This is a genomic window from Occallatibacter sp., from assembly GCF_049582745.1.
Lineage (GTDB): Bacteria > Acidobacteriota > Terriglobia > Terriglobales > Acidobacteriaceae > Telmatobacter.
The window spans coordinates 1-26,740 of sequence record NZ_JBAUUO010000103.1 but is presented as its reverse complement, the minus strand read 5'-3'; the positions used below and the strand labels follow the sequence as shown (position 1 = coordinate 26,740).

Here is a 26,740-nt window from a genome sequence, read left to right as displayed (position 1 = left end):
AAGGGGCTGAGCCACGGGCAAAGGAGGGTTCGCATGACGGCTCACTTTGAACTTCAGCCATCGGAAAAAGAGCTGCAGCAACTGGCGGAGCAGTGCTGGCAGGAAGCTCCCAACAAGGAGCGGCGTCTGGAAGAAGAGGCGTTCGAGGCCGGGGAAGCAATCCGGCATGGCGACTACTCTCTGGCCAACCTGGAGGCGATTGTCCGCTGGAAATCGGAAAGGTTCGTGCAGTTCGTAATTGCCAACAGCACGACCAGCATCCGGCGGGCACTGGAGGTAGCGGCGGCGCCGGAGAGCTCGACGGCCGAGGCGGTGAGCGCCCTGCTGGCACTGCGCGGCGTGGACATTTCGCTGGCTACGACAATCCTGGCGACCATCTATCCCGAGCGGTACATCGAGTTGGAGATGGGCGACCTTGAAGCGCTGGGGCAGATGCGTCAGGACGTTCGGTTCTATGAGGAGTACCTGGAGTTTTGCCAGCGACTGGTGGAACGCGGGATTGTGATGCCGCAGACCGATCTGCCGGGGCCAACGCCTTTGCACACGCTGGATCGTGCGCTGGTGCAGTGGTCGCGGAACCGGTCGTTGTAGCCGGGGATGGCTGTCCGATTCTCGCGGGCGCGGCTGAGCGGGTAGAATCGGCTTCGTGAGTCACTCCTTCGAGATTGGTCCTGTTCGCGTAGGCGAGGGACAGCTTTTTCTGATTGCGGGCCCGTGTGTTATCGAGTCCGAGGCACATGTGCGCCGGATGGCGGAGGCGATCCAGCGGATCACCAGCGACCTGGGCATCCCCTACATCTTCAAGGCGAGCTTCGACAAGGCGAACCGGACGAGCGTGAAGAGTTTTCGCGGGCCGGGGCTGGTGGAAGGCACGAAAATTCTTGGCCGGCTGGCGAAGGATACTGGTTTGCCGGTGCTCACCGATGTGCACGAACCGGCGCACTGCGAAGTTGCGGCCCAGGCTGTGGACGTGTTGCAGATTCCGGCGTTCCTCTGCCGCCAGACCGATCTGCTGGTGGCGGCGGGAAAAACCGGTCGCGCGGTGAACATCAAGAAGGGGCAATTCGTGGCGCCGTGGGATATGGCGCATCCTGTCGAGAAAGTGCGCTCAACCGGAAATGAACGCGTGTTCCTTACGGAGCGCGGGGCGAGCTTCGGCTACAACACACTAGTTGTGGACTACCGCTCGTTGCCGGTGATGCGGGCAATGGCGCCGGTGGTGTTTGACGGCACGCATTCGGTACAGCAGCCTTCAGCGGCGAATGGCGTGAGCGGCGGGCAGCCGGAATTCATTCCGCTGCTGGCACGGGCGGCGGTGGCTGCTGGCGTCGACGGCATCTTTCTCGAGGTGCACGACGACCCGGCACATGCGAAGTCGGACGGCGCGAATGCGCTCCGCCTGGATCTGCTGAAACCACTGCTGGAGAGGCTGCTGGCGATACACGCGGCTGGCGGCTCGTAATGGGACGCGGCCGCTGGTGAGAACCCAAGGTTGAATGCCGCCCAGAATTGGATAGCCTTCGATTCTACGTTCTGAAATTGAAATGCAACCGTTTGGTTGCGCGTCAACTACAGCGTCGAAGCGAGCGCACCCATGCCTTCCATGCTGTTCGTGACACGCGGTTGGACCGACGCTGCAAACGGCGCATTGCGCTTTCCGAAAGCGACAAGGCCAGCGGTTCCGACCGACACGAGCGTGACGAAGAGAACGAGTACTCCAGCCAATTCAACGGAGCCGGCCAGGGAATATTTCACGATGGCAATGCCCGCAACAAGGAACGGCATGCTCATCAGCAGGCACGAGATGCTTGCGGCGAGTACCCGCATCCGCGCGGATGGAAGGCCCTTGCGAAGAGCCCACCAGGCCAGCCCAGTGGTAATTGCCATGACCGCGGGCATGACGAGAATCACCTCTCGCATGGCGATAAGCAGCAGCGAGAATGGATCTGCGTGAAAGCGCGGAGTGGCATGCGGGAGTGGCGCCCGGAGAAACGCAGGAGCGAGCGCTATGGACACGGCAAAAGAAACGACGGACGCATAGCCAAATGAGCTTCGCAGTAGTTTCTGAAGTTTGGGCATCGAGGACTCGTTCCTCCGGGGCCTTAACGTGAGCCTCGGATGGCCGTAACTCTATCTCAGGAGTTTGTGGGGAATCACGTCGAACCGCAAAATCTTGACAGTCACCGGTACCCATATTGCCGAATCATTGGAGATCGCATTCGATTACCGGACGGTTACCCGGGCGGAGAAGCACATCGCCGTTTTGGACACTAAGTGTATTGATTTCAGACACCAACATAGAGCGCGAGGGCTCCCTCCCCCGCGCCTCAGGAGAGACGCGGGAGATCGCTTGGGAAGACGATGCAGGGTCAAAAGTTAAAGGTTATCTTCGCTGTTATGGCACGCGGAGTTACGTAGTGCGTGCCGCTGAAGGTGGAGAGAAAGTTGTAAAGCGCGTACTTATCGGTCACGTTGACGGCTGTGATATCGAAATCCGTCTTGAGACGATCCGCGTGGAAGATGTTGTTCTGGCCGACTGAGATGTCGAACAGGTTGCGCGGCGCAATGCGAGGTGGATCTTCGTCGTCGTCCTCTTTTCCTGGAGCCGGGATGCTCACCAGCGACGATGTGAATCCTGCGGCATCGCAGGAAGTGAAGCCGGACGTTGGCGTAGCTTTCACGCCATCGCAGGCAAGGCCCGCTTCGAACTGTTGATCGGGAGTGAGCCCGCTGAGATCGATTCCAGGCTGGCCGCTGGGCAGCGTGATGGAGGGACCTCCGTTGACCGGATTACAGAGACTGTTCGGATCGGTGACGTTATAGCAAGGAACCGAACCGGCGACGAGGCCGCTGTCATAGCGCCAGTTCCAGCCCGCCCATGGACCACGTTTGCCGAATTGATATTGGACGTGGGTGGTCTGGTTGAACCTTTCGTCGTGATCGATGCGGAATGGGAACCCGCCTTGTCCGGGCGCGGCGCCAGCACCGGCCGACTGTGGCGGAAAGAAGCGAGCAGCGACCGAGGACATGACCGAGTAAGCACTGAAGTGATGGAACTCTGGCATGTCGACGTGCAGGGCGTACCCAGGGATCTTTGAGTTATGCCAGTCAATGGGGAAGAAGATGGGGGTATTACCCAGAACGCCGAAGTCGAAGGCGTTGTGGGTGTACTTCCAGATGTACTCGCCGCTGACGACAGCCCACTTTCCAAAGGCTTGTTGAATGCCGGCGTGAAATTCATTCCGATAGCCTGGATCAAGAGTTCCCGAAACGCCGGGGCTACAGGCTAGCAGAGGGTTCAGAACATTATTCGAGCATCCGCTGCTTGAGAGCACCAGATTCTCATTGAACGGCGTCTCCAGAGTGCGCGCGTACGAAACGCTCAGAACCGTCTTCGAGGGCTTGATGTTGTAGGCAATACCCAGACGCGGCTCCGCCTGACGGGCGATGGCGAGACCGTTATACAGGTCGCCGCGAATGCCCAGATTGAAGTTCCAGTTTCCGGCCTTGATCTGGTCTTCGATATACATCGACAGTTCTTTAACATCGGTATGCCCAAAGTAGCTGTAGAAGCTGCCGCTGCGGGTGAGATCGTAGGGCGCAAGAACCGGAAGGTAGTCCGGGTTCTGGCCTGTATCGCCGCCCGGGCACTCGGAAGGGTCGGAATAACCCGGAAGCGGATTGCCGGCGTCGTCTACGCAGGGGGAGTTGTAGATTGCGCTCACAACGCCGAGGTTGTCATGCTCGCGCAAGAACGTCTGTTGGTAGAGCACACCGGCTTTTATGTTCTGGTTGCCGACGCTGTAGGTGTAGTCCGCATGGATCGCAGCGTTGGTGAGAGTTCGATCCTGGCTGATGGATGAAGTCTGAATCGGTCCCAGATCTGCCAGAGGACTATTGCTCGGGTAGTAGTTATAGTTGTCGCGGCGAACATAGGCGCCGAGATTGAGGACGGAGTTGTTGTCGATTACCCGCGTATAGGTGGGCGAAATATTGAATGTGCCGATCTTTGAGCGCTGGTCGGTATCGCCGACAGTGTCGAAGGTCGGATCGGTGCTCACACCCCCGCTTACCACGTTCTGCACGTTGAGGTTGTCGAACGAGTCGGGCGTCTGGAACCATGAGCGGCTGTAATTGAAGTCCACGTGCATAGAATCGGCGGGGGTGAAGCTCCAATCGACGCGATCGAAGAAGTTCTGCTCATTCCCCTTGTCGTGGAAGACTGAGAACTCGGGTGGATCGAGGAAGCGTCCGGTGCTAAGGGCATCGAGTTCTGTGAAGTTGCCCCATTTCTTTCCGCCGTAGGACAAATCGGACCCAGCGGCAGCCGATCCAAAGCTGCCATACGAGGCGTTAATGCTACCCGTAGGTTTGGTGACGCCCTGTCCGGAGCGGGTGGTGGCCACGATGACCAGGCTGGTCTTGTCGCCGTACTCGGCGGGAGGGGCGCCTGAGATCACTTCGATGGATTGAATGGCGTTGGAGGGAAGCTGATTGGAGAAGACTTTACTTTGCTGATCGGTGATGGACTGGCCATCCACGGAAAAGGAGTTGGAGGCGTGATCGCCCAGGCCGTGGAAGAGGCCGTTAGAGTCGGCCGAAACGCCAGGAGTGGTAAGCGTCACGAGGGAACTGAGAGTTGAGGACTGGCTCTCCAATGGCACTTTGGTGAACAGGTCGCGGTCCACATCGGTGTGGAAAGTGGGATCGGTTTCGATCAAATCGCCCGTGGCTTCGACCGTGACGGTTGAGCTGCCGCCTTGAATCGCAAGGGTGAGTTTGAGGTTTGCTCCCAGGGCCGAACGAATTTCGAACTTTTGAGAAATCGCTGAAAACCCTTTGGCGGACACGCTGATCTCATATGGATTGAACGGAACATTCGAAAAAACGAACTGGCCCGTCGCGTCGCTGGTCGTGGTGCGGTCAAGGCCGCTCACCTCGTTGGATAAGTGAACCGTTGCGTTTGGAATCACCGCTCCGGAGGGATCGGTCACAGTGCCTCGCACTATGCCGGCATTGCCGCCCTGCGCAGTCGCATAGGGCAACGTAAGGGCGAAGAGAAACAGCGGAAGAATGCGAAGTATTGCGCTGCATTTGAAAAGCATGGGAAAAGTCTCCAATTGTTGACTGAATGGGCGTGGCCCGTGCTGGAAACGCACGGCATCGTCAGTGCAACGGCGGCATCGTTGACTTCAGGTCAAAGCCAGAGAACGCTGAATATCAAGCCCGGTGCGGGCTGTCTTGATTTGAGAATCCGGCCGAAACGCGAGGTCAGAACGAAGCCGGGGAGAGGCGCGGAGGCGGGCGAATGAAAAGCTGTTGGCGCCAGAGGATTCCGAGGGGACGAATCGCCACTACCGGTGCGACCGCCTCGAACGAAACCAGCACAATCACCAGCACAGCCACAGCAGCGGGAGCTGCCGCGGTATGCAAAACGATGCAGAGAGAGCAGTGATCGGCGTCTGTGTCGACGGAGTGGACGTGGGCTACCTGGACGAAGGCGAGCAGGGCCAACAGTGCCAGGCACAGCACGACGATGCCGGCGTAGGCTCTGGGCCTTGCGGCTCGGTTACTCCGCGTCCATGTGTGAAGTCGGGTCAAACTTTAAGCATCCTTACAGAACGAGCCCACTAGCAGAATACACAAGATTGGATGCGCGGCATCCCAAGATGTAAGCGTCTAAAACACGCCTCTAGTAACCGGACGCAAACGAGACGTTGCCGAAAGCGTCTAAACTGGTGGGCAATGAAGCATTTGAGTCATCCTTGGCGGGTATTGGCAGTGGCGCTGACAACGGTGTTGGCGTGCGCGGGGATCGCCTGGAGCCAGCAGGATCAGCAGGGGCAGCCGAATCATGGGACGGTCATCAAGCCGGATGCGCCTGGGCTGGCGCGGAATCATCGCCTCATTCTGAAAGACGGCAACTATCAGATGGTCCGCAAGTACGAGGTCGTGGGCGATCGCGTGCGTTATCTCTCTCTCGAACGGAATGAATGGGAGGAGCTGCCCTACGACCTTGTAGATTGGGACGCGACGCGCAAATGGGAACAGCACCACGTTGGTCCGTATGAAAGCCCGGACGCGGCTTCGCCGGGGATGAAAGAGGCTGAGGAGATCGACAAGGAAGAGGCGGCGGAACGCAACGAGTTGAAAGCCCGCATGCCGGAAGTCGCCAAGGGTCTTGAATTGCCCGACGAGGACGGCGTGTTTGTGCTGGATACCTTCCAGGGCACGCCGGAACTGGTAGAGCTGGTGCCGTCGAATCTCAGCTTGAATCAGCGAAACCGGAAGGGCTTGGCGACGCTGAATCCGCTGGCAGGCCAGAGGGCCACGGTTGAGCTGGACGGAGCGCACGCGAAGGTGCACCTGCACGTGAACGATCCGGCAATCTATCTCTCGCTCGAGGGCCAGGATAATGTGGAGCAGGTGCTGTCGCACGCTGTAACGGTGCAGACGCACGGCGCCAAGGAAGTGGCGAATCGAAAGCATGGCGCGCACTCACCTAGCTCAGGATTTGCGATTGTGAAGGTGGACGAGCGCCGGGCGGTGAGGATCATCGGCGCTGTCCACGTGAGCCCGACGGGCAAGGTGACGCAGAGCGAGGATGTGATTCCGACCAAAGCGGAAGTGATGCCGGGCAAGCACTGGCTGAAGCTGACGCCGGAGACAACGCTGACCATCGGGGAATACGCGCTGGTGGAGATTCTGTCGTCGGATATCAGCCAGTCGGTTTGGGATTTTCGCGTGGATCCGCGTACGGGAGACAATCCGGCGTCGCTGGGACCGATCTTGAAGTAGCGAGATCCTGCGCGGGCTGAACCGTTTCCGGCTATGGCGCTTCGCGGCGAGCGAGCTTGATGCGGCGCTGCTCCCACTCTTCGCTGGAGAAGATGCGCGGGCCGACTTCAATCAACCGCGGCATCATGTTGAAGACCGCAACGCGGCTCCAAGGACGGCCTTCGCGGGTTCGAAAGCCCTTCTCGTTGAGGTCGCTGACGATGGCTGAATAGGAGAAATCCTGGGCCAGCAGATCCATCATCAGAAGGAGGACCTGGTTTTCGTGGGGATCGACTTCGAGCCGCTTGCAATCCTCGGAGATGCGGAGGCCATAAGGGATGGCTTCGCTGAATGCTCCGTCCGACGGAGTTTCGGAGTCGGGCAGCTCGCGCCGCCACTCGATTGAGACCATCTGCCATCCGGCAGCAACGCGCTGGCGGATCACATCCGAGCTGAAGGGCTCGGAAACCACATCACGAATACGCTCGAAATAGGCCATGGGAGCCTCCAAAAGACACAGCAACGCGCCCTGTGGGGAGCAATTTGGAGGCCGAAGACGGCAACGATGCTCAAGGGCCCAAAGCATTGCGCCGGAATGGGTTCCGAAAAGTCCAGACTGCCAATCGACCGGAAATGCTGGCCGTTTTTGCAACTGCATGTCCGGTAATGGACAAGGCTCGAGGCAGCATGAAGCTAAGAGGCGTAATCGCCGAGGAAATCAAAATTTGTCCTCCAGGAATTTTCCTGAACTGAACAAAGACTGCTACAATTCGGCATTCCTCTGGGGCCAATCTGTAACATCACTACGTGCTGGAAAATTGAGACGAAAGACAGACAGGGATGATCGACTACTATGAGTTCCTGCAAATCAGCCCCCACGCTGACGCCGATACGATTCATCGCGTCTATCGCTACCTCGCGGCACGGCTGCATCCGGACAATCCGGAGTCGGGTGATCCGGAGATGTTCCGGCTGCTGAGAACCGCCTTTGATACGCTCTCGAACCCGGCGCGCCGCGCCGAATACGATGCCGCTTGCCGGCGCGAGGCAATGGAGGTCAAGCCGCTCTCGAATTCCGTTGACTTCATGGACAGCGTGGAAGGCGAGTTGAACCGTCGTATCGCAGTGCTGGCGGTGCTCTACTTCAAGCGGCGGGCGAATCCGCGGTTTCCTGAAGTGTCGCTGGCGGAGATTGAACGGCGAATGGGATTTCCGCGAGACTACCTGGACTTCACGACCTGGTATCTCCTGAAGAAGAGCTACATTACCAGGGCGGACAACTCCGACTTCACGCTGACGGCGGAGGGTGTGGACTACATCGAGTCGCAACGGGGCAATCTGCCGGTGCTGAATAAGCTGCTGACCGACGGCAAGGTGCAATTCGACAAATCGGCACGCGGGCACAGACAACAGGCAAACGGGGCGCAGGGCGCCAATGGAACCAGCGCGGCAAATGGGAAGAATGGATCTGGACCGATCATTTTGCCATCTTCGATGTCGGTCTGGCTGGACCGGCGACAGACTGGTCAGGACCGGCGGAGCGTGGTGGTCCTGCGGATGCCCGGATCCGATCGGCGGGCAGGAACGCGGGACCGGCGTGTGAATGTCGGCGACCGGCGGCAGATCAAGGGAGACAGGCGGACTTATGCGCTGGTAAACGTGCAGGACGATCCACTGTCTACTCGCGTACAGTGATTCCGAGGGTTTTCATCTTCCGATAGAGATGGCTGCGTTCGAGGCCGAGGAGTTCAGCGGCGCGGCTGACATTGTTGCGGGCTTCTTCAATTTTCTTGAGGATGTAGTCGCGCTCGTAGGCATCGCGAGCCTGCTGGAGCGTGGAGAAGTCTTCCGTCGAACGTGCGCCGGATTTGTGAGTGAGCGGCGGCAGTTGTTTGCGCTCGATGCGCAGGGTGCGCGGATTCAAGATCAGGACGCGCTCGATCACGTTTTTTAATTCACGTACGTTGCCCGGCCAGTGATATTGCTGGAGGACTTCGAGCGCCTCGTCGCTGATCTCCATGCGCGGGCGGCCGTACTGGCGACCGAATTCTCCGAGGAATTCGCGGGCGAGGAGCGGGATGTCCTGTTTGCGCTCGCGGAGCGGCGGCACGAAAAACGGAACAACATTGAGGCGGTAGAAGAGGTCTTCGCGGAAGTTGCCTTTGGCGATCTCCTCTTCCAGATCCTTGTTGGTCGAGGCAATAAGGCGGACGTCGACACGCAAGGGTTGCGTGCCGCCGACCGGAGTGAACAGCTGGTCATCGAGGGCGCTGAGCATCTTGGCCTGCGTCTTAAGGCTCATGTCGCCGACTTCATCCAGAAACAGCGATCCGCCATCGGCGCGTTCGAGCGTGCCGCGCTGCTCGGGCGGGCCGCCCGGCTGCACGCTGTGGCGATAGCCGAAGAGTTCCGATTCGATGTGCGCTTCAGGGATGGCAGCGCAGTTGAGTTCGATGAAGACACCGTCGCGGCGCAGGCTCTCGGCGTGAATGGCGCGCGCGATGAGTTCCTTGCCGGTGCCGGATTCGCCGTAGATGAGAACACGGCCGTTGGTCGGCGCCATGAGACGAATCTGTTGACGCAGCGCCTTGACGGGAACGCTTTCGCCGGTGAGCGCAGCATTCAGGCTGAACTGGCGCTTGAATTCAAGGTTCTCGCTGCGAAGGCGGCGGGCATCGACCGCATTCTTGAGAACAATCAACGTGCGATCGAGGGAGAGCGGCTTTTCGAGGAAGTCGTACGCGCCGAGCTTGGTGGCTTTGACAGCCGACTCGATGGTGCCATGGCCGGAGATGATAACGACCTCGGGGCGCTTCTCGGGAACCAGGGCGTGAATGTCGGCGAGAACGTCGAGGCCATCGCGATCGGGTAGCCAGATATCGAGCAGGACGACGTCGTAGGGCGCGTCCTGAATGAGGACGAGGCCTTCAGAGGCGGTTGCAGCGGTGGCTACGCCGTAGCCCTCCTCGGTGAGGATCTCTTCGAGCGAGGTGCGGATCTCTGCCTCGTCATCGACCACGAGGACATGGTTCATGAGTGAGCCTCGGTAAGAGGAGTGGCGCCGGCAGCGTCACCCTCATGCGCGGGCGTGTCGGTGCGATCGAGCAGGGGCAGGCGGATGAGGAAACGCGCGCCTTTGGGGGTGTTGCTTTCGGCGCGAATCGAACCGCCGAGTTCCTGAATGATCTTGGCCGCGATGGAAAGGCCAAGGCCGGTACCGCGGTGCTTGGTGGAGTAGAAGGGCAGGAAGAGCCGTTCGCGGATTTCTTCGGTCAGGCCATGGCCAGTGTCAGAAACTTCAATCTCGACGGCGCCGCCATCTTCCGCAAGAGAACTGCGCACGCGGAGTACGCGAAGCAGACTGCCCTGCATGGCCTCGGCGGCGTTGTCGATGAGATTGGCGAGCGCGCGGCGGATGGCCTCGCGATCGGCAAGCACGGGAGGCAGACCGGGTTCCAGATCGCGCTGTACGGTGATGCCCTCGAGACGGCCGGCAAACAGGGCAAGCGCTTCGTCGGCAATCTGGTTCATGTCGCAGGGGCGCGGCTGGGGAGCCGGAAATTGAGCCAGTGCGGAGAACTGATCGACCAACGTCCGCAGCGTCCCCACACAGGCCAGGATAACTTCGCTGCACTTGCGAATGACGGAGGTCGAGTCAGGCTGGCCTCGATCGAGATGGCGGCCGATGCGCTCGGCGGAGAGTGCGATGGGCGTGAGCGGGTTCTTGATCTCGTGGGCTACGCGCTGCGCCACCTCCTTCCACGCCAATTGACGCTGGGCGCGGAGGAGTTCCGATGTGTCTTCGACAACAAGTACGGTGCCTGCTCGGCCCTGCGCGAGTTCAAGCCGCGCACTGGTGACGGCGAGATGCATGTTGCGGCCGTGAAGATGGAATTCGATTTCGGTGGAGGCCGCACCCATGCGCTGGCCGCGCCGGATGACGCCGGCGAGCTCGTCGATGGAATCCTGTGGTAACAAAGCGTCGATCCTGGTGCCCCGAACGGTTGCAGTTTCGTCCTGCCCCATGAGGACGCCAAAGGCGCGATTGGCCTGCAGCACGTTTCCTGCCGCGTCGAGCGTGACGACCCCGGATGGGATGGTTTCGAGGATGGTTTCGAGTTCGCGGCGGCGAGCTTCGATGGCCTGGTTTGCGGCACTGAGCTGGGCCGAAGAGCTTTCAGCGAGTTTACGGCTGGTGTCGAGATCGGCTGCCATGTGATTGAACGAACGCACGAGCTCGGCCATCTCACCAGTGGTGATGAGAGCGACGCGGTGCTCGTACTTGCCGGCTGCGATCTCATCCATGGCATCGGCGAGGGCTTCAACGGGCCGCGTAATCTGCTTGGACAGAAAGAGGGCGAGCCAGACGCTGGAGAAGAAGACCACGACGGTGATGAGCAGCAGCATGAGGAAGAAGGTGTCGCGGATACTGCGGCGGGAGCGGAAGAGATTCCAGTACTCGGCGGCACCGGCACGAATGCGCGCGGTGGTCTGGCTGAGTCCCTGAGGCATGGGAAGCGCGGCAATCACCAGCTTGCCGGAACCGGTAGCTGCTTTGCCCAATGCGTAATCCTGGCCGGCAATGCGGATAACCGGCTGGTCGTTGCGCTGTGCAGAGGTAAGAATGCTCGCGGAGAGCGGCCCTTGCAGCGGCACTGCAGATTGCATCGGGACCGCACCGGTTTTTTCCGGCAGCCATGGAATCAGGCTGGCCGGACTGTTTTCCGGAGGGGCCTCGAAGCTGGCCACCACATGACGACCCTCGTCATAAATGAGAACGAAGCCTCCCTGGAGCGTGATGCGATGGGAAGCAAGAACCTGCTGCAGGGATGAGGGCGGGCCCTCGAACGCCGCGATGGATTCTGCCTCGCCGCGCGCGTTACTGGTGACGTACTGGGCCAATTCCAGAACGACGCGGGTGGAGTCTTCATGCAATTCCGAAGTGTTGGGGGAGAACCAGCGGTCGATGGAGCGGTTCATGAGCTGAAAGCTGAACAGAAACATGAAAACCGCAGGCGTGAGCGCGATGAGGGCGGCGCCGAGCACCATGCGCGTCCGCAAACGCGCGCCAAGAGCACTGCTGCTTTGATCCGCATAGAGCTTGAGAATGGCGCGCAGCAATAGGAGAAGAAAAACGAGGAGCGAAAGGAAGACGACGAAGGTGAGGCCTGTAAAGGCCAGGGTTTCGCCGGAGGTTTCGGGATGGAGGAAGGGGATGGGGTTGAAAGCCTGGAGAGCTCCCAGCACGGCAAAGAAGAGCAACACGCCTGCGCCGAGGAATATGACCGTCCGCCGCCGCGAGCTGCCATCGAAGGGCATGCGGCGATTATAGTGCGGGCAGCAAACGAGAGGCAGGCCGGACAACGAACATCAGGCGACGCGCCAGACGACGAACTTTAGCCACCCTTCCCACACGTCCGTGAAGGCGTGCGCAACGATATTAACGCGCAAATTGCGACGCCATGCCACCAGCGCGCCGTACAACATCCCGAGCACACTGATCACGACGACATTCCGCCAGCCCTGGTAGCTGTGGAACAATCCAAAGACCAAGCCCTGGCCCAGCACTGCGACCGCGATGTTCCCGCTCAGGGCGTGGAGTTGCCGTTGCAGAAAACCGCGAAACGCCATCTCCTCGCAAACACCCGCAGTGATCGAAGTTGCAATCCAGATCAATATCTCGATCAGGCTTTGCGGCAGCAGGCTGTCGACGGTCTTTGCGCTGCCTGGCGCGGCCGTCCCGTCCATGAGCTTTGAAACTCCGTACGCAGTGCCCTCCCATATCACCAGGAATGGCACCATGATCCCCATGTCTAGCAGCACGTCCTTCCACGAGAGCCAGCGCCCGCCTGAAAGTGTCCACAGGCTGCCACCATAGTGATGCACCGAGGACCAGCAGTAATAAAACAGGGCCCAATCCATTAGGATGGCGCCCAGGTAGATGGGAATCGCTTGTCTGTGGCTGGCGAGCTGGCCGCCGGTACCGTTGCCGGCACTTGACGTATGTTGTGCAAGGAAACCCAATACCACGACGCCGGCCCCAATCAACAGGAAGCCAACCAGCCGGTTCCAGGAGGCGATCTGCGCTGGTGCTTTCCTCTCATCGGAATTTCTCGGCGCAACAATCTCATTTGCCCGCATGGCCTTCGTCCTTTCGACTGCCCGGCACTCGGTCGCGCTCTTTATCGAGCTTGCCTAACGCAACCAAGGTTTCTTCAGCCCACCGCATGTGCGCCTCGAGTTCATTCTGCCCGAAGCGCAGCGCCATCTGCCAATAGGGAGCGTCGGGGTAGTCTGCACTTTTTGGGATTTCGCGCTCGATGACAGCGAATCGCCCGAGCACCGCCCGCTCGCGCGCAACCATCTGCTCCACGTAGCCCTTGATCGTTTGGGGAGAAGCGTTCGCGCCAAAGAATAGTTTCAGCAACAGTTCATTGCGCGGAACTTCGGGCTGCGGTTCAACCTGAAGCCAGCGCTGAAGGCGTTCCCTGCCCTTCTTCGTGATGGAGTAGATGTTCCGGTCGGGCTTGCCCTTCTGCTTTTCCGTTTTGCGCGTAACGAACCCGCCGGATGCGAGCCTTTTCAGGTTGGGATAGATCTGCCCATAGCTTTCGTTCCAGAAGTGATGAATGCTTTCCTTGATCATCTGGCCGAGGTTGTAACCCGACATCGGTTCGATGGTCAGCAGGCCGAGCAGAACTTCCATACTTGAGCTAACGCGTCTTGCCATAGCACTAATAGATATATGACTAATAGAAATCTAAATCAAGAGAAAACTTGTGAGCACTTCCTGACAGGCGAGACTACCCGAGGACGATTTCGGTTCCTGTCCAGGGACGCTTCTGGCTGTCGGCTACGCCTCGATGGGTCAGCGTGCCGAGATAGGTGTTGAGGCCTTCGGCGAAACCAGGATCGCGCTTGAGAGCTTCACGAGCGCCCAGATTTGCGATGCGCATCAGGTACGGGAAGGTTGAGTTGGTGAGCGCCAGCGTGGAGGTGTGCGGCACCGCGCCCGGCATGTTGGTGACGCAGTAGTGAACGACACCGTCGACCACGTAACTGGGGTTGGAGTGCGAAGTCGGTTTGGCGGTCTCGACGCAGCCACCCTGGTCGATGGCGACATCGACGATGACGGCGCCTTTCTTCATGGCAGAGACCATGGCGCGGGTGACGATCTTGGGGGCGGTTGCGCCGGGAATAAGCACGCCGCCAATGACTAGATCGGCCTCGCGCGTGGCGAGCGAGACGTTGTAGCTGTTCGAAGCCAGCGTGTAGAGGCGTCCGCTGTAGAGGTCGTCGAGTTCGCGCAGGCGGCTTAGGTTGACGTCGACCAGCGTGACTTTGGCGCCGAAGCCGAGGGCGATTTTCGCGGCGTTGGTGCCGACGATACCGCCGCCGATAATGGTGACGTTTGCCGGGGGAACGCCTGGGACGCCGCCGAGAAGAATTCCGCGGCCACCGCGCTCCTTTTCGAGATACGCGGCGCCAACCTGCACGCTCATGCGGCCGGCGACTTCGCTCATCGGTGTAAGCAGGGGAAGAGTGCCCTGGCGATCGCGGACAGTTTCATAAGCAATGCCGATCACCTTGGAGTCGAGGAGCTTGTTGGTGAGGACTGGAAGCGGCGCGAGGTGGAGATAGGTGAAGAGGACCAGGCCTTCGCGGAAGTAGACGTACTCCTGCTCGATGGGCTCCTTGACCTTGACCACGGTGTCGGATTTGCCCCAGACGTTGCCGGCGTCGCCGACGATCTCTGCACCGGCATCCTGGTAACTGGCATCGGTGAAGCCCGAGAGTTCGCCTGCGTGGGTTTCGACCAGGACTTTGTGGCCGGCTTCGGTAAGCGCCTTCACCCCGGCGGGCGTGACGCCAACGCGGGCTTCGTTATCCTTAATCTCTTTGGGAACGCCGATGATCATGGAGGGCTCCTTCGTCCGGCTTCAGTGGCTCGACTCGCAGGGGAGGCAGTCGCAAGGCTGGAGAGCTGTGCGCCGGACAGTTTTTGGTACCCGGGGGAGGGCTTGATCCGGCGCGGCAGCTCGATGGTGGCTTTCCAGTTTGGACACATCCTACGGCGATTTGGGGTTTCAATGTATGCAAAGTTCGTGTAAAAAGACAGGCATGGACACGAAACGTGAAGAAAAAGACGCTCTCATGCAAAAAACCGGTGAGGCGGAGATCAAATCCGAACTCGATGAGCTGGATATCTCGATTCTGCGCTATCTGGAGCGTTATGGACGGGCCACGAACTACGAGGTGGGTGAGGCGGTGGGATTGTCGGCTTCGGCGGCTTCGCGCAGGATTCAGGCGCTGGAAAGTGCGGGAACGATTCGGGGCTACCGGGCAATGGTAGACGACCGGCTGCTGGGGAGGCGAATGACGGTCTACATCCGCGTGACGCTGGAGCGTCAATCGGCTCCGGTTTTGAGCTCATTTGAAGCGGCGTTGCGGCATTGCAAGGAAATCGTGAGCTGCCACCTGATGGCTGGCCAGTACGACTATATGCTGGTGGCGCGGGTAGCGGGCATCGACGATTACGGGCGGCTTCACCAGAACGAACTATCGCGGTTGCCGGGGGTAACGAGGCTGGAAACAAGCTTTGCGCTTCGGGATGTGCTGGACGGAAACCGCGTGTAGAACAAGGGCGAAGAACCTACCTAGTCACGTGAAGCCCGGGTGCGAATTGGCCTCGCTGGAGGTACATTGGTTACGCCGGTACTTTGCTTATGGCGTTACCTGCATGGGACAATTCCGGACGGCGTTCTTGAAGGCGTAGTTATGTTTGAGTCCGACCAACACGAGTTCGACGAGGAGTATGCAGAGATAAGCCATCCGGCGCCTCCGCCGCCGCCCACGCCACCAGCGGCTCCTGCCGCAGCAGCACAGTCCAGGGCGGTCGTCACCCACGAACCAATCGTGGAGGAGCCAGAAGAAGAAGAGCACGAAGAGTCTGAAGAGGCGGAACCGGATGAGTTTGTCGATCAGGCAGAAAGGCGTGCGGAGGAACAAGGGCCGCCGCCGAAGAAGAAGCCGAATGTGCTGCTGCTCGGCGGGTTTGCGGCGCTTGTCGCCTTTGGGATTTTTGTTGTGATGACCATGAACAAGCCGAAGGACGATACTCCGCCGCCGGGGGATCTGGGACCGGGAATCGTCGCCGTGGACGGTTTGCGCGGACATCTTGAAACGCGATGGGATGGCAATGCCAAGACCGGCAGACTTGCGTACAAACTGCAGATCGTGCCGATGGAGGATCGCTGGGGCGCGGGGTTCTCGCGAGCGGTGAGCAATCCGCCGATGCCGATGTCGGTCAACATTCGACTGCTGGATTCAACGGGATTTGCGCTTTGCGGAAAGGAAATCGATTTCCGCTTCAATCCCCAGAGCGCAGGAATGCCGGTTTCTGTGTCGCCGGTAGGCGCCAATGGAAAGAAGCTGTCGGCTGCGGAACGGAACGCGGCAATGCAAGCGGCCCGGCAAAGCCAGGTCGCCCAGATGCAGGCTGCGGAAACAGCGAGAGAGCACGGGAAAGATATCTTTCAGAACCAGACTACGGCTGACGGACAGGTAGCCGCCGTAAATGCGCAAGGCTCGCTTCCCTGCTCTCCCGACCAGTACAGGCGCGCCAATTACTGGGACTTGAATACGAATTTCCCGACACTCGACGAGCAGGCCATGCTGCTTGACCCCAGGGCGCACGCGAAGGAATTCGAGGGGCCGGGCCATCCCCAGAAGCGAACCCTGCCCAAGTGGGGAGATGGATTTGTGATCCAGGGCGATGACCGCGTGACGGGATACGACCAGGTACGCGGGCTGCTGTGGGCGGAGGACCGGACCTTCGCAATCGACAAGCGCTATGGGCAGACGACCGCGGCGGCATGGGCGAGCAACTATACGCTTATTCATTTTCGTTGCGACCAGCACGCAAGCTGTGCTCTCACGGCCGCGGGGCAGGCCGCGGTGCTGCACGCGCGGCTGAGCGAGTAGCTGAGACCATTCGCGTCCAGACCTGAATCTGAGTTACCCCAGACACAACGATCATTGTTCTCGCAGGGCCTTTGCGGGATCGAGGCTGGACGCTCGACGGGCGGGCAGCCAGGATGCGAGCGCGGAGATGGCCAGGAACCCTGCCGTCATGGAGACATAGGTCATGACGTCTGAGGGTTTGATTCCTCCCACAAGCAGCGCAGAGATCACGCGGCCAAGGAAGATCGATCCAATCACTCCAATGACAATGCCGGCTGCGCTTAGACGCAGTCCTTGCGCGACGATGAGGCGAAGGATGTCGCCGCGCTCGGCTCCCATGGCCATGCGGACGCCGATCTCGGACGTGCGTTGTCGTACCGAGGTGGAGATAACGCCATAAAGGCCAACCCCCGCGAGCAATGCAGCAATGACTGCAAAGACCGAAATCAGCAGAAGCGAAAATCGAGTGCCGGCCTGCGAGTCGTAGACCACGGAGTCAGCGGTCTGCATCTTGGTGATGAGAAGTTGCGGATCGAGCGCCTTGAGCGTTGCGCGGACCTGGTTTTCGTAGGAAGCCGGATCGCTGCCGGTGCGCAATGCCCAGGATTGGATCACGCCGGATCCAAGGAATGCGTCGGGGAAGTAGATCTGCTCGCGTCCAACCTCGGCGAGCGAGGTGACGCGCTGGTGCGCAACAACGCCGATGATCTGTACCTTCTCTGCTTCGGGCGTGCGGAGGCGAATGAGGATTTGTTTGCCGATCGCCGACTGGCCGGGAAATGCTTTGGCAGCGAGAGCGTAGTCGACGACGACATCTGTGCGTCCAGGGAGATTGTCTTCTTCAGTAAAAGTGCGCCCTGCGAGGAGGGGCGTGCGCATGGTTTCAAAGTAACCGGGAAGAACGATTTGAAGATCGGTGGCCTGAAAGCGGCTTGGGTCGCGCGCTGCGTCCACGGTGCCCCAGCGGATGGGGCTGAATTCGCCAGTGAGCGGAAATGGAAATGAGCCGGTGGCGCTTTGAACTCCGGGAATGGATTTAAGCTGCCCGGTGATCACATGCATGAAAGCGGCGCGTTGCTCCGGAGTCTTCCGGTTGAGGCGGATGCCCTGAAGCTGGAAGGTCAAAAGATGATGCGGATCGAAGCCCGGATCGATCTGCTGCAGCTTGAGGAAACTACGGAACATCAATCCGGACCCGATCAGGAGAATGAACGAGAGCGCGACTTCGGCCATCACCACGGCGTTGCGGAGGAAGGCTCCGCTGCCAATGCCGGAGGTTCGGCTGACGCCGCGTAACACATTCATGAGCGCGGGGCGCGAAGCCTGCAAGGCGGGGACAATGCCGAAGATGGCCGCGGATACGAGGCCGGCGAGCGCGCTGTACGCGAGCACCGTGCCATCGATGCGGACGTCTTCAAGACGAGGAAGGTTGGCTGGAGCGAGTGCCCGCAACGCGAGGATTCCGGCCCAGGCAAGGGCGAGACCTACGATCGTGCCCAAGGCGGCGAGCAAGACCGCTTCAATGAGGATCGGAGCGATAAGCCGCGCACGGTTTGCTCCCAGGGCTGCACGCACTGAGAATTCCTGCTGGCGCAGAGAGGCGCGGACCAGGAGAAGATTGCCGACATTGGCGCAGGCGATCAGAAGCAGGAAGATCACCGAGACCATGAGGGTGAGTATGGCGGGGCGCACCGCTGCCACGAGATGCTGTCGCATGGGCGCGAGATGAATGTAATAGCCGGCGGTCTCGTCGATGGTAAACGTCTGCCGCGCCTGTGCGGCTATTCCGTCGGCTGCGCCTTGCGCACTTTGGAGCGACGCTCCCTCTTTAAGCCTGCCAATGGGTCGAATGGAGAAGTCGTTGCGCTCCGCTGAGTCGTAGCCGAGACGATTGGCGATGTAGATGTCGGGGGCGGGCTGGACGTCGGCGTCGGGTGGAAAGTAGAGACGAAAGCCCGGAGCCAAAACACCCACGATCAAGGGACCGGGCTGGCCGGGAATCGTGATGTTATGGCCCAGCACAGCGGTGTTGGCGCCGTAGCGACGGCGAAAGTACTCGTAACTGAGGATGGCGATGCCGGGCAAGCGGGCAGGTGCGGCATTGGCCGCGGCGTTGGCAGGCGGCTGCGGCTGCGGGATTCCATCCTGCGCATTGAAGTCGCGGCCGAGCATGATTTTGCCGCCCATCACATCGAAGAAGTTGGTGGTGGCGACGGCGAAGCTGACCTGTTCGGGCGATCCATCTTCCTGGGGAACGACCATGCGGCCGGTGAAGACGCCGGCCATGTCAGAGAAGTAGACCTTGGTGCCTTCGCGCAGGTCGATGTAATCCGCATTGGAGAAGGGGAGATCGTGGACGTCGCGCTTGCGCAGGTCCATGCCGGCGATGACCAGCTTGCCGGGATCACGGTAAGGAAGCGGCTCGAGCAGGACCGCGTTGGTGACGCTGAAGATGGTGGTGCTGGCGCCGACGCCGAGGGCGATGGTCAGGACGGCTGTCAACGTGTAGCCGGGACGCCGGGCGAGGATGCGCGCGGCGATGGCGACATCTTTCCATGTCATGGGGCGACCTCTCAGATGAGAGTTAAACCGGGGAATTGACCGACTGTCAATCAGGAGTTATCAACGATAGGTGATGTTGCGGCTGCGGTCGCCACGGCGATCTGTCGCTCAGCACACCTCAGTTGCAGGAGCAGGCACCGGCGGCGTCGGGGCGGGTAGAGCAGGAGCCGATCTGGACGGGTGGGCCGAGGGCCTTGATACACGCGACGTGGCCGGCTTTGGCTTTGGGGGAGGCGACGGGAAGCTGGGCGGCGGAGACTCCGCTGTCGGTGACGTTGCCGGTCGCGTCCCACTGCGGAACATTGCCGCCGGCGCCAGTGCCATCGCTGATCTGGACCCTGCGGCCGGAGCCGTGAAAGCCGTCAAGATTTGCGGGAAGTACGGTCTTTGATCCGATCTGGAACGATGCGGCGCGGGCGGCGCGGGTGACGGTGAGCGCGTTGTCGATGGTGGTGGCGCCGTTCTTCTGGACGAGGAAGGTGTAGGCGTTGTTGGCGGCATTGGTGACGGAGACGGCTGCGCCGGTTTCTCCGTTGGCATCGGGAGTGATGCGAATGGCAGCCGCGTTCGCAGCGGGCAGGAAGACGTTGCTGCCGTCGTCGCAGAACTGCTGGCGAAGTGCGGTTGAGAACGTGTAGTTGTAGCAGCCGATGGGGCGCGCTCCGGCGCTGGGCATGAACTGGCGCTTGAAGACTTCGAGCACCGAGGCGTCGCCGTCCCACCAGGATTCGATGTCGGCCTGGGGAATGCTCGGGAAGTTGTGCTGAGGTCCTGCGGAGCCGACTGCGTTGGAGACAACCGACCATTGCAAGTCGGACCCTCCGCCGACAGGCCCGGCCTCAAGCGCCGCATAGATGGCGCGTTCGACCCAGAGGCCGTCGTACCAGTAGGAGCCGCTGTCTTCGTCGGTGGCGAGAAAGGCGGATGTTCCGTGGGTGACTCCCGAGGCATTGCCGGCGATGGTGGCGGCGATGCCGAAGATCTGGCTCGTGGCGGGGGAGGCTTTGCCGGGAGGGCCGGGGTCGAGACCTGTTTCGTTGAAGATGTTGGCTTCGACGCCGTAGGTGAGGGAGTTGACGCTGCCGTGGCGCTGGATGGCGATGGGATTGATGCCCCAGACGCCGTTGTGCAAGTCGCCGGGGTTGTTCTGCGCAATCATGAATGCACCGACGCAGGGGGCGGCGGAGTTGGCGGCGGTGTAGTTGCAGTTGTGGTAGGTGTAGAGCGGCGCGGTGTCGTTGACGCCCCCGTCAGAGGAGACGATGCGGGTGACGGGCGTGACGTAGGGGTCGCCCTGCGCTGTCGAAGTCTGCACGAGGGTAGCGGTATCGGAGATGGATTGATTGAAGACGGGACTGGTAAATACCAGCGGGGCCTTGGGCACGGAGGTGTAGTTCTGATTCATCCGGGAGCCCGGACGGAGGGCGTTGTTCCGGGTGAAGACTTTGGAGAGTTTGAGCGCTGGCGCGGTGAGAAGGCTTTTGAGATTGAGATCCTGGTGGGTGAGGTTGTGGGGATCGGGGGCCGACTGGGGACAGACGAAGATGGCGCTGAAAAAGAAGAGAAATGCAGCGAGGGACTTAAGAAACAAGCGCATGGCGTGGGGAATCAACCTCCCGTGAATTGTGCAGGCGTAAGAAGAGCGCACGGTCTCTACAGGTGAGACGGGGCGGAGGGTGAAATGGGTTTTAGAGGGGACGGAATTGCACCCAGGTTTGTGCTATCCCACTCATGACGCAAAAAGCGCGTCATGAATGGAGCACCCAGCGTAGACTCTTGTGCGAACACGATTCCCCACTCATGAAGGACTCTGCGAATGTCTGGAGCAACGATCTCCCCGGAAGAGGCGGCCGGCCTCGTTAAATCGGGCATGTGGCTGGACTATGGCGCGGCGCTTTGCCAGCCGGATGCTTTCGACAAGGCGCTGGCTGCACGCAAAGATGAACTGACGAACGTGAAGATACGTTCATGCCTGTCGATGCGTCCGCGCGCGGTGATTGAGGACGATGCGGAAGGCAAGAGCTTTCACATGTTCAGCTGGCATTTTTCAGGCTACGACCGCCGAAAGCATGACGAAGGCCGTTGTAACTACGTGCCGCTGAACCTGGGTGAGGTGCCGGATTATTACCGGCGCTTCCTCTATCCGGTCGACATCGTCATTCTGAAGACCTGTCCGATGGATGAGGGCGGCTACTTCAACTTTGGGCCGACCAATCTGTGGCAACGAGCCGCAGTAGAGCGCGCGAAGACGGTGATCGTCGAGATCAATCGAGAGTTGCCGTATGCATTCGGCAAAGAGAATGGGGTCCATCTGCGGGAGGTTGATTTTGTGATTGACGGTGATCATCAACCGTGCGCGGAACTGCCCAACCCGGACCCGAGCGAGATCGACAGCATGGTGGCGCGGCGGATTGCGGAAGAAATCGAAGATGGCACATGTCTGCAGATCGGGATCGGGGGAATGCCCAATGCCGTGTGCTGCCTGTTGCTTGAGACCGGGGTGAAAGATCTGGGCATCCACACGGAGATGCTGACGGACGGAATTGGCCTGCTCTACCGTTCGGGCCGGGTGACGGGATCGCGGAAGACGCTCGATCCGGGCAAGGTGACGTACACGTTTGCGCTGGGGTCGCACTCACTGTATGCCACGACAAATCGCAATCCCGACATGTACTGCCACCAGGTGGATTACACGAACTCGCCGCACGTGATCATGCAGAACGAGAAGGCCGTCTCAATCAATAACACTACACAGATCGATCTGCAGGGACAGGCGGCTTCGGAAACCGACGGTCAGCGTCACCTCAGCGGCACCGGAGGCCAGTTGCAGTTTGTGCGGGGAGCTTATGCATCGAAGGGTGGAAAGTCGTTCATCTGTCTTGCGTCGACGTACGAAAAGCACGGGGAACGGAAGAGCCGGATCGTGTTCAGCCTTACGGCGGGGAACATTGTGACGACGCCGCGGTCGGACGTGATGTATGTGGTGACGGAGTACGGGATGGTGAATTTGAAGGGGAGATCGGTGGCAGAACGCGCGAAGGGGCTGATCGGGCTGGCGCATCCGGATTTTCGCGAGGAACTGGAGCGGCAGGCGTATGAGCACCGGTTGATTCCGCGGGGTGTTTCGTTTGCGTGAAGCGGATGAGCCGCTTTCACCTCAGCGAACGTCGCGAATCAGCATCACGTCCGAATCGCTTCGGCCATGGGTCAAGACGATTTGTGAACCGTCGCGGGAAATATCGAAGTCCCAAATCTGATCGCTGTTAAATCGGGTGACCTGGGTCGGTCTCCCACCGCTAAGGGGCTGACGCCAGATATTGGCAATGCCGCCGTCGCCCTTGCTAAAGAGAATTTCGCGGCCGTCCGGCGTCCAACGCAGGGTAGTGGCCTTGGGTATGTCGAACGTCTTGATCGCCGGGCCCCCTGCGAAGGGCATGATGGTAACTCTGGGAGTGTGGCCCTCGGGGCGGTCCAGGTACGCGATCATTTTCCCGTCCGGTGAAACGACAGGAATATCGGCGTTGCCCTCAATCAGTCGAACCGGGTCCCCACCATCAATGGCGACCTTCCAGACTCCTTTTTCCGCGCCGGATTTGCTATATATCACCCAAGCCCCATCGGGCGAGATATCTGGGGCGCTAAAGTCGTACTTTCCGTTGGTCAGTTGTTTGAGGTTGGTACCGTCTGTGTCAATCCTCCAGAGATGGAGACTGCCTGTTTTCCATGAAATGAAAACCACATGTCGACCATCTGGCGAGACCCGAAAATAACTGACATTGGATTCAAAGGCAGGCGTCAACTGCATCGCCTCGTTTCCGTTAGCCTGCATAGCCCAGATGGAGTTTCCCCCCGCAAAATTGGCGTAGACGATTCGTTTGTCTGGTGTCCACGTGGCATAGGCGGATCGGCCGCCGGATGTAATTGTCCGGAAACTGTCCGAGTCGTTCAAATGACCTACCCAAATATCTTCGAAGTCACTGGTTTGCACAGCCGCTAAGGTCTTGGAGTCAGAACTCACGCTGATATCTTGAAAGGTGTCATTCAGTCCGTTCGTGATTTTCCGAATCTCGCCGGTATCATGCGATACGCAAGCAATATCAGTCGGACCGCCCGCTTGATATTGCTCTGCTACCAACAGGCAGTGTCCCTCTGCGGGCCAAGCAAGACCGAATATTGCACTCCAACGATCGGAGCTTATGGATCGTTCGGGGCCGCCGGTCAGCGGGATTTCAACCAGTTTGCGATAAGTGGCTCCCGGGGTATCGGACTGGCGTACGACGGCAGCAATCGTTCTCCCCCCCGGAGACCACACAAGTCGCTCAAATCCACCGGGATCCTTAAGCTCCGAAACCTCTCTCTCTCTACTGCCGTCCTCGTTTGCAACGATCAACACCGAGTTGTGTTTTTCATCGGAGTCGCGCTCGAAAGCTAACAGTTTCCCGTCCGGGGACGGATAGGCGGGCGAATCCAAGTGTTCTGCAACGCGCAGGAGCGTTCCTCCGAGTGCAGGTAGTTTGTAGAGAATCCCATTGTCTGGATCGGTTATCTCGGCACGGAGTACGTAGATATTGTTTCCATCCGGCGAAAAGGTGAACGCATAGTAAATCGATACCGAGGGTGCGACAATCTGCACTTCTCCGCCGTCGACCTGTTTCACCCAAACGCTTCGCAAGACCAACCCCTCCTTAGAACTGCTGGTCTCCGACCTGGAGTAGACGACATATCTTCCATCCGGTGAGAGCGCTGCGGTACCCACTCTGCCTGAACGAGTGACCTGCGTAATCTCGATCTGTTTGAAGGGTTCCGGTTGTGGAACTAAACGATCGCGAAACGTCCAACCAATCGCAAGGAGCGGGAGAAGTGCGAGTCCGGCCCAGAGCAATCGCCGCCTCAAATAGCTAGTCGGCAGGACCGGCGACGTGGCAACCCGGTTCGATTCCGTTTCTCGTTTCAGCCGTTTCAAGTCCGCTCTTAGATCCGCGGCGGACTGATAGCGCACATCCCGATCCTTCTCCAGCGCCTTATTGAGGATCCTTTCCAGTTCGGCGGGGACGTCGGGATTCAGGCGCACCGGGGCTACCAGCGGTCGCTCGAGTATGGCGTTGAAGATGAGCGCAGGGGTGTCGCCACGGAATGGCAGCTTGCCTGTGCACATCTCATACAGGATCACGCCGAATGAGAAGAGATCTGTGCGCGCATCCAGTTCCTGGCCGCGCACCTGTTCCGGAGACATGTAGGTGACTGTGCCCATCGCCGTTCCGGGGCTGGTGAGGTATTGCTCTGGCTCAACCGTTGGTGCGGTCATGGTGTGACCGCCGGATGGAGCAGAAAACTTAGCGAGACCAAAATCCAGAACTTTTGCTTGTCCGCGAACGGTCACGAAGATGTTGGCCGACTTGATATCGCGATGGATGATCCCTCGAGTGTGGGCCGCGTCCAGAGCGTCTGCGATCTGTGAGCCCAGATTGAGCACTCTGTCGATCGACAAGGGCTTGCCGGCGATCATGTCGCGCAGTGTCTGGCCTTCCAGCAACTCCATGGCGATGAAGGCCTGCCCCGCGCATTCGTCGATTTCATAGATGGTGCAAATGTTTGGATGATTGAGCGCCGATGCCGCTTTGGCTTCTCGCCGAAAACGGCTTAGCGCCTGCGCATCCTTCGCCACGTCTTCGGGTAGGAACTTGAGCGCTACAAAACGCTCAAGACGCGAGTCGTGCGCCTTGTACACCACTCCCATGCCACCCGAACCGATTCGCGAATCGAGCTTGTAAGGTCCTAATTGCGTGCCGGATTGCAGTGCCATGGGCGTCCTGGATTATTGATGCTAGCAAACCGCACATTTATTTGCGCCAAGAATCGCCCGCGTTGCATGCTGGTTCGCAGGGCACCGAGAGCAGATATATGTGCGTGCAACTTTGGAGCGGCTGATCAGGGCTTTGAGGGTAGTTTCGGGGGCCGGGTGGGATAGGTGCGCTCGACTTCATCTTTTAATTGTTTGAAGAGGGTGAGCTGGGGCGGGTTGAGGCCATCGGGGAGAGCGCGCTGCCAGAGCAGTGCTCCGCGAGCTTCGTTGGGATTGGGCAGGAAGACCTCAAGGAAATCATCGGGCGGACCTACTTCGCCGCCAACGGCGATGCCGTTTCCTGACAACGGGCCACCAGCGGGACGGTTGGGACCTGCCTGCGGAGCAGAACTGACTTGTCCCCCGAGCGTTGCGGTGGCGAGGCGGCCCTTGCGGACTGCGAAGATCAAGTCTGCCTCCTCGCGGCGGGTTGTCACGATGTAGCGGTTCCAATCGTAGAGAGCTCGATCAACATCGGCGATGGCGCCGCGGTCGTCTGGATTCAATCGCGGGTTAAACTCCTGGCCGTCCTCTGCTTCCACGTACACATAGCGCGCCTGCTCAAACGCGGCGGGCAGCTTGTAGGGCTTTTTGGGCTTGGCCTGGAGGGTGGTGGAGGCGGTCGCCAGCAGCAACAACAACGTGATCGCTTTGAATGGCTTCATCGGGCCCTCTGGAACGCGACTGCGTTTGTTTGACAGTCAGGTTGGCCGAACGCAACCAGTGTACTCGTGTTGATTTGTTAATTGGATGCGATTTCTTTGGTTCTGGGTCACTTGTCGACAAGGCGGAAGTTAGACAAGCGAGATGCTCTAACTTCATGTCTCGAAACCCGGCTTGGGAGGTGAATCCCTGCCGAACCAGTTTCAGACTCGTCCCCGCCAGTAATCGAAACGGCGCTTGGCATGGGCAATCGCGTGAACGAGAATCACGTCGTCTTTCTCTTGAAAGATCACGGAGTAGGGAAATCGCTCCAGCATTCGTCTGCGGGTGTTCTTCGTGTACTGCGGATAGAGTTGGGGATTTGAAACAATCTGCGCCAATGACGCGCCAATCTCCGCAAGAAAGGCATCGGCAGCGCGAGGGCTGCGCTGGAAGTACCGGTCAAATGCCGAGTTGATCTCTTCCTGGGCCTCGAAGCGAATGCGAAGAGGCTTCTGACTCACCTGTTCAGTCGGGCACGCAAAGGCGGTTCCACCTCTTGCCAGGAAGCGGTAGCCCCGGTTCCCGCGTCGGCGTCGGCGACGCGTCGCTCAACCTCGGCCTTCCAGGAGGCCTCGATCTCGGCGTCGCTGGACCCATCACCGGCCTGGAGAAGCTCCCCTATCAACCAATTGAACTCTTCCGGTGGCAAGCGGCGTGCTTCTTCGAGAAGCTGGGCGGCGGTGCGGTCCATGGAGAGATTGTAGCGCGGAACCGGGTATCGAATCACGCTGCACTCCCGGGTCTCAGAATCAAGGACACAGGGTGCTAGCCTGGATGTCTCACACGTACTGAGTTTTTTGAGGTTGAAGCTTAGCGTGCGTGTTTTGGCGGCTTGTGAGTTGCATCGAGGGGCAGTATGCGCCGAGGGCGCGGCCCGGGTAAGCGGGGTGG

General features: G+C 59.7%; 22 protein-coding genes. 7 read left to right on the top strand and 15 right to left on the bottom strand.

The window, feature by feature from the left end; translation table 11 throughout:
* The first annotated feature begins 33 nt into the window (after positions 1–33).
* Complete coding sequence (locus tag WCA10_RS15895; RefSeq protein ID WP_472823493.1) at positions 34–591, top strand: hypothetical protein; 558 nt, start codon at positions 34–36, stop codon at positions 589–591.
* 55 nt (positions 592–646) lie between these two features.
* Entirely contained in the window at positions 647–1,462 is an 816-nt protein-coding gene (gene kdsA / locus WCA10_RS15890; RefSeq protein WP_472823492.1) for a 3-deoxy-8-phosphooctulonate synthase, read from the top strand.
* A 107-nt stretch (positions 1,463–1,569) separates the two neighbouring features.
* On the opposite strand, the gene WCA10_RS15885 is transcribed toward kdsA, so the two are convergent.
* The 3 genes from WCA10_RS15885 to WCA10_RS15875 form a co-directional block, all read right to left on the bottom strand.
* The gene (locus WCA10_RS15885) at positions 1,570–2,079 is read right to left on the bottom strand and encodes a hypothetical protein (RefSeq protein ID WP_472823491.1); all 510 of its coding nucleotides are present in this window, start codon (positions 2,077–2,079) and stop codon (positions 1,570–1,572) included.
* 290 nt (positions 2,080–2,369) lie between these two features.
* Positions 2,370–5,105: a carboxypeptidase regulatory-like domain-containing protein gene (locus WCA10_RS15880; RefSeq protein ID WP_472823490.1), complete on the bottom strand. Its 2,736-nt coding sequence runs from the start codon at positions 5,103–5,105 to the stop codon at positions 2,370–2,372.
* Positions 5,106–5,271: 166 nt separating this feature from the next.
* Complete coding sequence (locus WCA10_RS15875) at positions 5,272–5,601, bottom strand: hypothetical protein (RefSeq protein WP_472823489.1); 330 nt, start codon at positions 5,599–5,601, stop codon at positions 5,272–5,274.
* A gap of 180 nt (positions 5,602–5,781) precedes the next feature.
* Here WCA10_RS15875 and WCA10_RS15870 point away from each other — a divergent pair, with 180 nt between their 5' ends.
* Positions 5,782–6,798 carry a hypothetical protein gene (locus WCA10_RS15870; protein ID WP_472823488.1) on the top strand — a complete coding sequence of 339 codons (1,017 nt, stop codon included), beginning with the start codon at positions 5,782–5,784 and terminating at the stop codon, positions 6,796–6,798.
* 31 nt (positions 6,799–6,829) lie between these two features.
* On the opposite strand, the gene WCA10_RS15865 is transcribed toward WCA10_RS15870, so the two are convergent.
* Positions 6,830–7,276 (bottom strand): recombinase family protein, encoded by a 447-nt coding sequence (locus WCA10_RS15865; RefSeq protein ID WP_472823487.1) that lies wholly within the window; start codon positions 7,274–7,276, stop codon positions 6,830–6,832.
* A gap of 341 nt (positions 7,277–7,617) precedes the next feature.
* Between WCA10_RS15865 and WCA10_RS15860 the strand changes: the two genes are divergently transcribed.
* Entirely contained in the window at positions 7,618–8,472 is an 855-nt protein-coding gene (locus WCA10_RS15860) for a J domain-containing protein (RefSeq protein ID WP_472823486.1), read from the top strand.
* On the opposite strand, the gene WCA10_RS15855 is transcribed toward WCA10_RS15860, so the two are convergent.
* The 5 genes from WCA10_RS15855 to ald all read right to left on the bottom strand — a co-directional run bounded on the left by WCA10_RS15855 (position 8,456) and on the right by ald (position 14,696).
* Positions 8,456–9,811 (bottom strand): sigma-54-dependent transcriptional regulator, encoded by a 1,356-nt coding sequence (locus WCA10_RS15855; RefSeq protein WP_472823485.1) that lies wholly within the window; start codon positions 9,809–9,811, stop codon positions 8,456–8,458. The two genes, WCA10_RS15860 and WCA10_RS15855, sit on opposite strands and share 17 nt — an antisense overlap.
* Positions 9,808–12,096 (bottom strand): sensor histidine kinase, encoded by a 2,289-nt coding sequence (locus WCA10_RS15850; protein ID WP_472823484.1) that lies wholly within the window; start codon positions 12,094–12,096, stop codon positions 9,808–9,810. Before WCA10_RS15850 ends, WCA10_RS15855 begins: the two co-directional genes overlap by 4 nt.
* A gap of 51 nt (positions 12,097–12,147) precedes the next feature.
* Complete coding sequence (locus WCA10_RS15845; protein ID WP_472823483.1) at positions 12,148–12,918, bottom strand: CPBP family intramembrane glutamic endopeptidase; 771 nt, start codon at positions 12,916–12,918, stop codon at positions 12,148–12,150.
* Positions 12,905–13,483: a PadR family transcriptional regulator gene (locus tag WCA10_RS15840; RefSeq protein WP_472823482.1), complete on the bottom strand. Its 579-nt coding sequence runs from the start codon at positions 13,481–13,483 to the stop codon at positions 12,905–12,907. The genes WCA10_RS15845 and WCA10_RS15840 overlap by 14 nt, the downstream gene beginning before the upstream one ends.
* Before the next feature lie 97 nt (positions 13,484–13,580).
* Positions 13,581–14,696: an alanine dehydrogenase gene (gene ald / locus WCA10_RS15835; protein ID WP_472823481.1), complete on the bottom strand. Its 1,116-nt coding sequence runs from the start codon at positions 14,694–14,696 to the stop codon at positions 13,581–13,583.
* A gap of 202 nt (positions 14,697–14,898) precedes the next feature.
* On the opposite strand from ald, the gene WCA10_RS15830 reads away from it, so the two are divergent.
* Complete coding sequence (locus WCA10_RS15830; RefSeq protein ID WP_472823480.1) at positions 14,899–15,414, top strand: Lrp/AsnC family transcriptional regulator; 516 nt, start codon at positions 14,899–14,901, stop codon at positions 15,412–15,414.
* A gap of 141 nt (positions 15,415–15,555) precedes the next feature.
* On the top strand, positions 15,556–16,761 hold the full coding sequence (locus WCA10_RS15825) for a hypothetical protein (RefSeq protein ID WP_472823479.1): 1,206 nt from the start codon (positions 15,556–15,558) through the stop codon (positions 16,759–16,761).
* 51 nt (positions 16,762–16,812) lie between these two features.
* Here the strand turns inward: WCA10_RS15825 and WCA10_RS15820 are convergent, their stop codons facing one another.
* Positions 16,813–19,302, bottom strand: a complete 2,490-nt coding sequence (locus WCA10_RS15820; RefSeq protein WP_472823478.1) for an ABC transporter permease — start codon at positions 19,300–19,302, stop codon at positions 16,813–16,815.
* 118 nt (positions 19,303–19,420) lie between these two features.
* On the bottom strand, positions 19,421–20,899 hold the full coding sequence (locus WCA10_RS15815; protein ID WP_472823477.1) for a hypothetical protein: 1,479 nt from the start codon (positions 20,897–20,899) through the stop codon (positions 19,421–19,423).
* Positions 20,900–21,118: 219 nt separating this feature from the next.
* Between WCA10_RS15815 and WCA10_RS15810 the strand changes: the two genes are divergently transcribed.
* Positions 21,119–22,438 (top strand): acetyl-CoA hydrolase/transferase family protein, encoded by a 1,320-nt coding sequence (locus tag WCA10_RS15810; protein WP_472823476.1) that lies wholly within the window; start codon positions 21,119–21,121, stop codon positions 22,436–22,438.
* Positions 22,439–22,459: 21 nt separating this feature from the next.
* Here WCA10_RS15810 and WCA10_RS15805 read toward each other — a convergent pair whose 3' ends face one another.
* The 4 genes from WCA10_RS15805 to WCA10_RS15790 all read right to left on the bottom strand — a co-directional run bounded on the left by WCA10_RS15805 (position 22,460) and on the right by WCA10_RS15790 (position 26,576).
* Complete coding sequence (locus tag WCA10_RS15805; protein ID WP_472823475.1) at positions 22,460–25,105, bottom strand: LpqB family beta-propeller domain-containing protein; 2,646 nt, start codon at positions 25,103–25,105, stop codon at positions 22,460–22,462.
* 125 nt (positions 25,106–25,230) lie between these two features.
* On the bottom strand, positions 25,231–25,809 hold the full coding sequence (locus WCA10_RS15800; protein ID WP_472823474.1) for a hypothetical protein: 579 nt from the start codon (positions 25,807–25,809) through the stop codon (positions 25,231–25,233).
* A gap of 201 nt (positions 25,810–26,010) precedes the next feature.
* Entirely contained in the window at positions 26,011–26,310 is a 300-nt protein-coding gene (locus tag WCA10_RS15795) for a type II toxin-antitoxin system RelE/ParE family toxin (protein WP_472823473.1), read from the bottom strand.
* Positions 26,307–26,576: an addiction module protein gene (locus tag WCA10_RS15790; RefSeq protein WP_472823472.1), complete on the bottom strand. Its 270-nt coding sequence runs from the start codon at positions 26,574–26,576 to the stop codon at positions 26,307–26,309. Before WCA10_RS15790 ends, WCA10_RS15795 begins: the two co-directional genes overlap by 4 nt.
* Between the last annotated feature and the right edge of the window lie 164 nt (positions 26,577–26,740).

Coding starts and splice junctions, on each gene's coding strand:
- WCA10_RS15855 (WP_472823485.1), bottom strand. CDS start 9,811: ATGAACCATGTCCTCGTGGTCGATGACGAGGCAGAGATCCGCACCTCG.
- WCA10_RS15805 (WP_472823475.1), bottom strand. CDS start 25,105: ATGGCACTGCAATCCGGCACGCAATTAGGACCTTACAAGCTCGATTCG.
- ald (WP_472823481.1), bottom strand. CDS start 14,696: ATGATCATCGGCGTTCCCAAAGAGATTAAGGATAACGAAGCCCGCGTT.
- WCA10_RS15845 (WP_472823483.1), bottom strand. CDS start 12,918: ATGCGGGCAAATGAGATTGTTGCGCCGAGAAATTCCGATGAGAGGAAA.
- WCA10_RS15840 (WP_472823482.1), bottom strand. CDS start 13,483: ATGGAAGTTCTGCTCGGCCTGCTGACCATCGAACCGATGTCGGGTTAC.
- WCA10_RS15815 (WP_472823477.1), bottom strand. CDS start 20,899: ATGCGCTTGTTTCTTAAGTCCCTCGCTGCATTTCTCTTCTTTTTCAGC.
- WCA10_RS15800 (WP_472823474.1), bottom strand. CDS start 25,809: ATGAAGCCATTCAAAGCGATCACGTTGTTGTTGCTGCTGGCGACCGCC.
- WCA10_RS15895 (WP_472823493.1), top strand. CDS start 34: ATGACGGCTCACTTTGAACTTCAGCCATCGGAAAAAGAGCTGCAGCAA.
- WCA10_RS15850 (WP_472823484.1), bottom strand. CDS start 12,096: ATGCCCTTCGATGGCAGCTCGCGGCGGCGGACGGTCATATTCCTCGGC.
- WCA10_RS15820 (WP_472823478.1), bottom strand. CDS start 19,302: ATGACATGGAAAGATGTCGCCATCGCCGCGCGCATCCTCGCCCGGCGT.
- WCA10_RS15830 (WP_472823480.1), top strand. CDS start 14,899: ATGGACACGAAACGTGAAGAAAAAGACGCTCTCATGCAAAAAACCGGT.
- WCA10_RS15860 (WP_472823486.1), top strand. CDS start 7,618: ATGATCGACTACTATGAGTTCCTGCAAATCAGCCCCCACGCTGACGCC.
- WCA10_RS15825 (WP_472823479.1), top strand. CDS start 15,556: ATGTTTGAGTCCGACCAACACGAGTTCGACGAGGAGTATGCAGAGATA.
- WCA10_RS15810 (WP_472823476.1), top strand. CDS start 21,119: ATGTCTGGAGCAACGATCTCCCCGGAAGAGGCGGCCGGCCTCGTTAAA.
- WCA10_RS15880 (WP_472823490.1), bottom strand. CDS start 5,105: ATGCTTTTCAAATGCAGCGCAATACTTCGCATTCTTCCGCTGTTTCTC.
- WCA10_RS15885 (WP_472823491.1), bottom strand. CDS start 2,079: ATGCCCAAACTTCAGAAACTACTGCGAAGCTCATTTGGCTATGCGTCC.
- WCA10_RS15865 (WP_472823487.1), bottom strand. CDS start 7,276: ATGGCCTATTTCGAGCGTATTCGTGATGTGGTTTCCGAGCCCTTCAGC.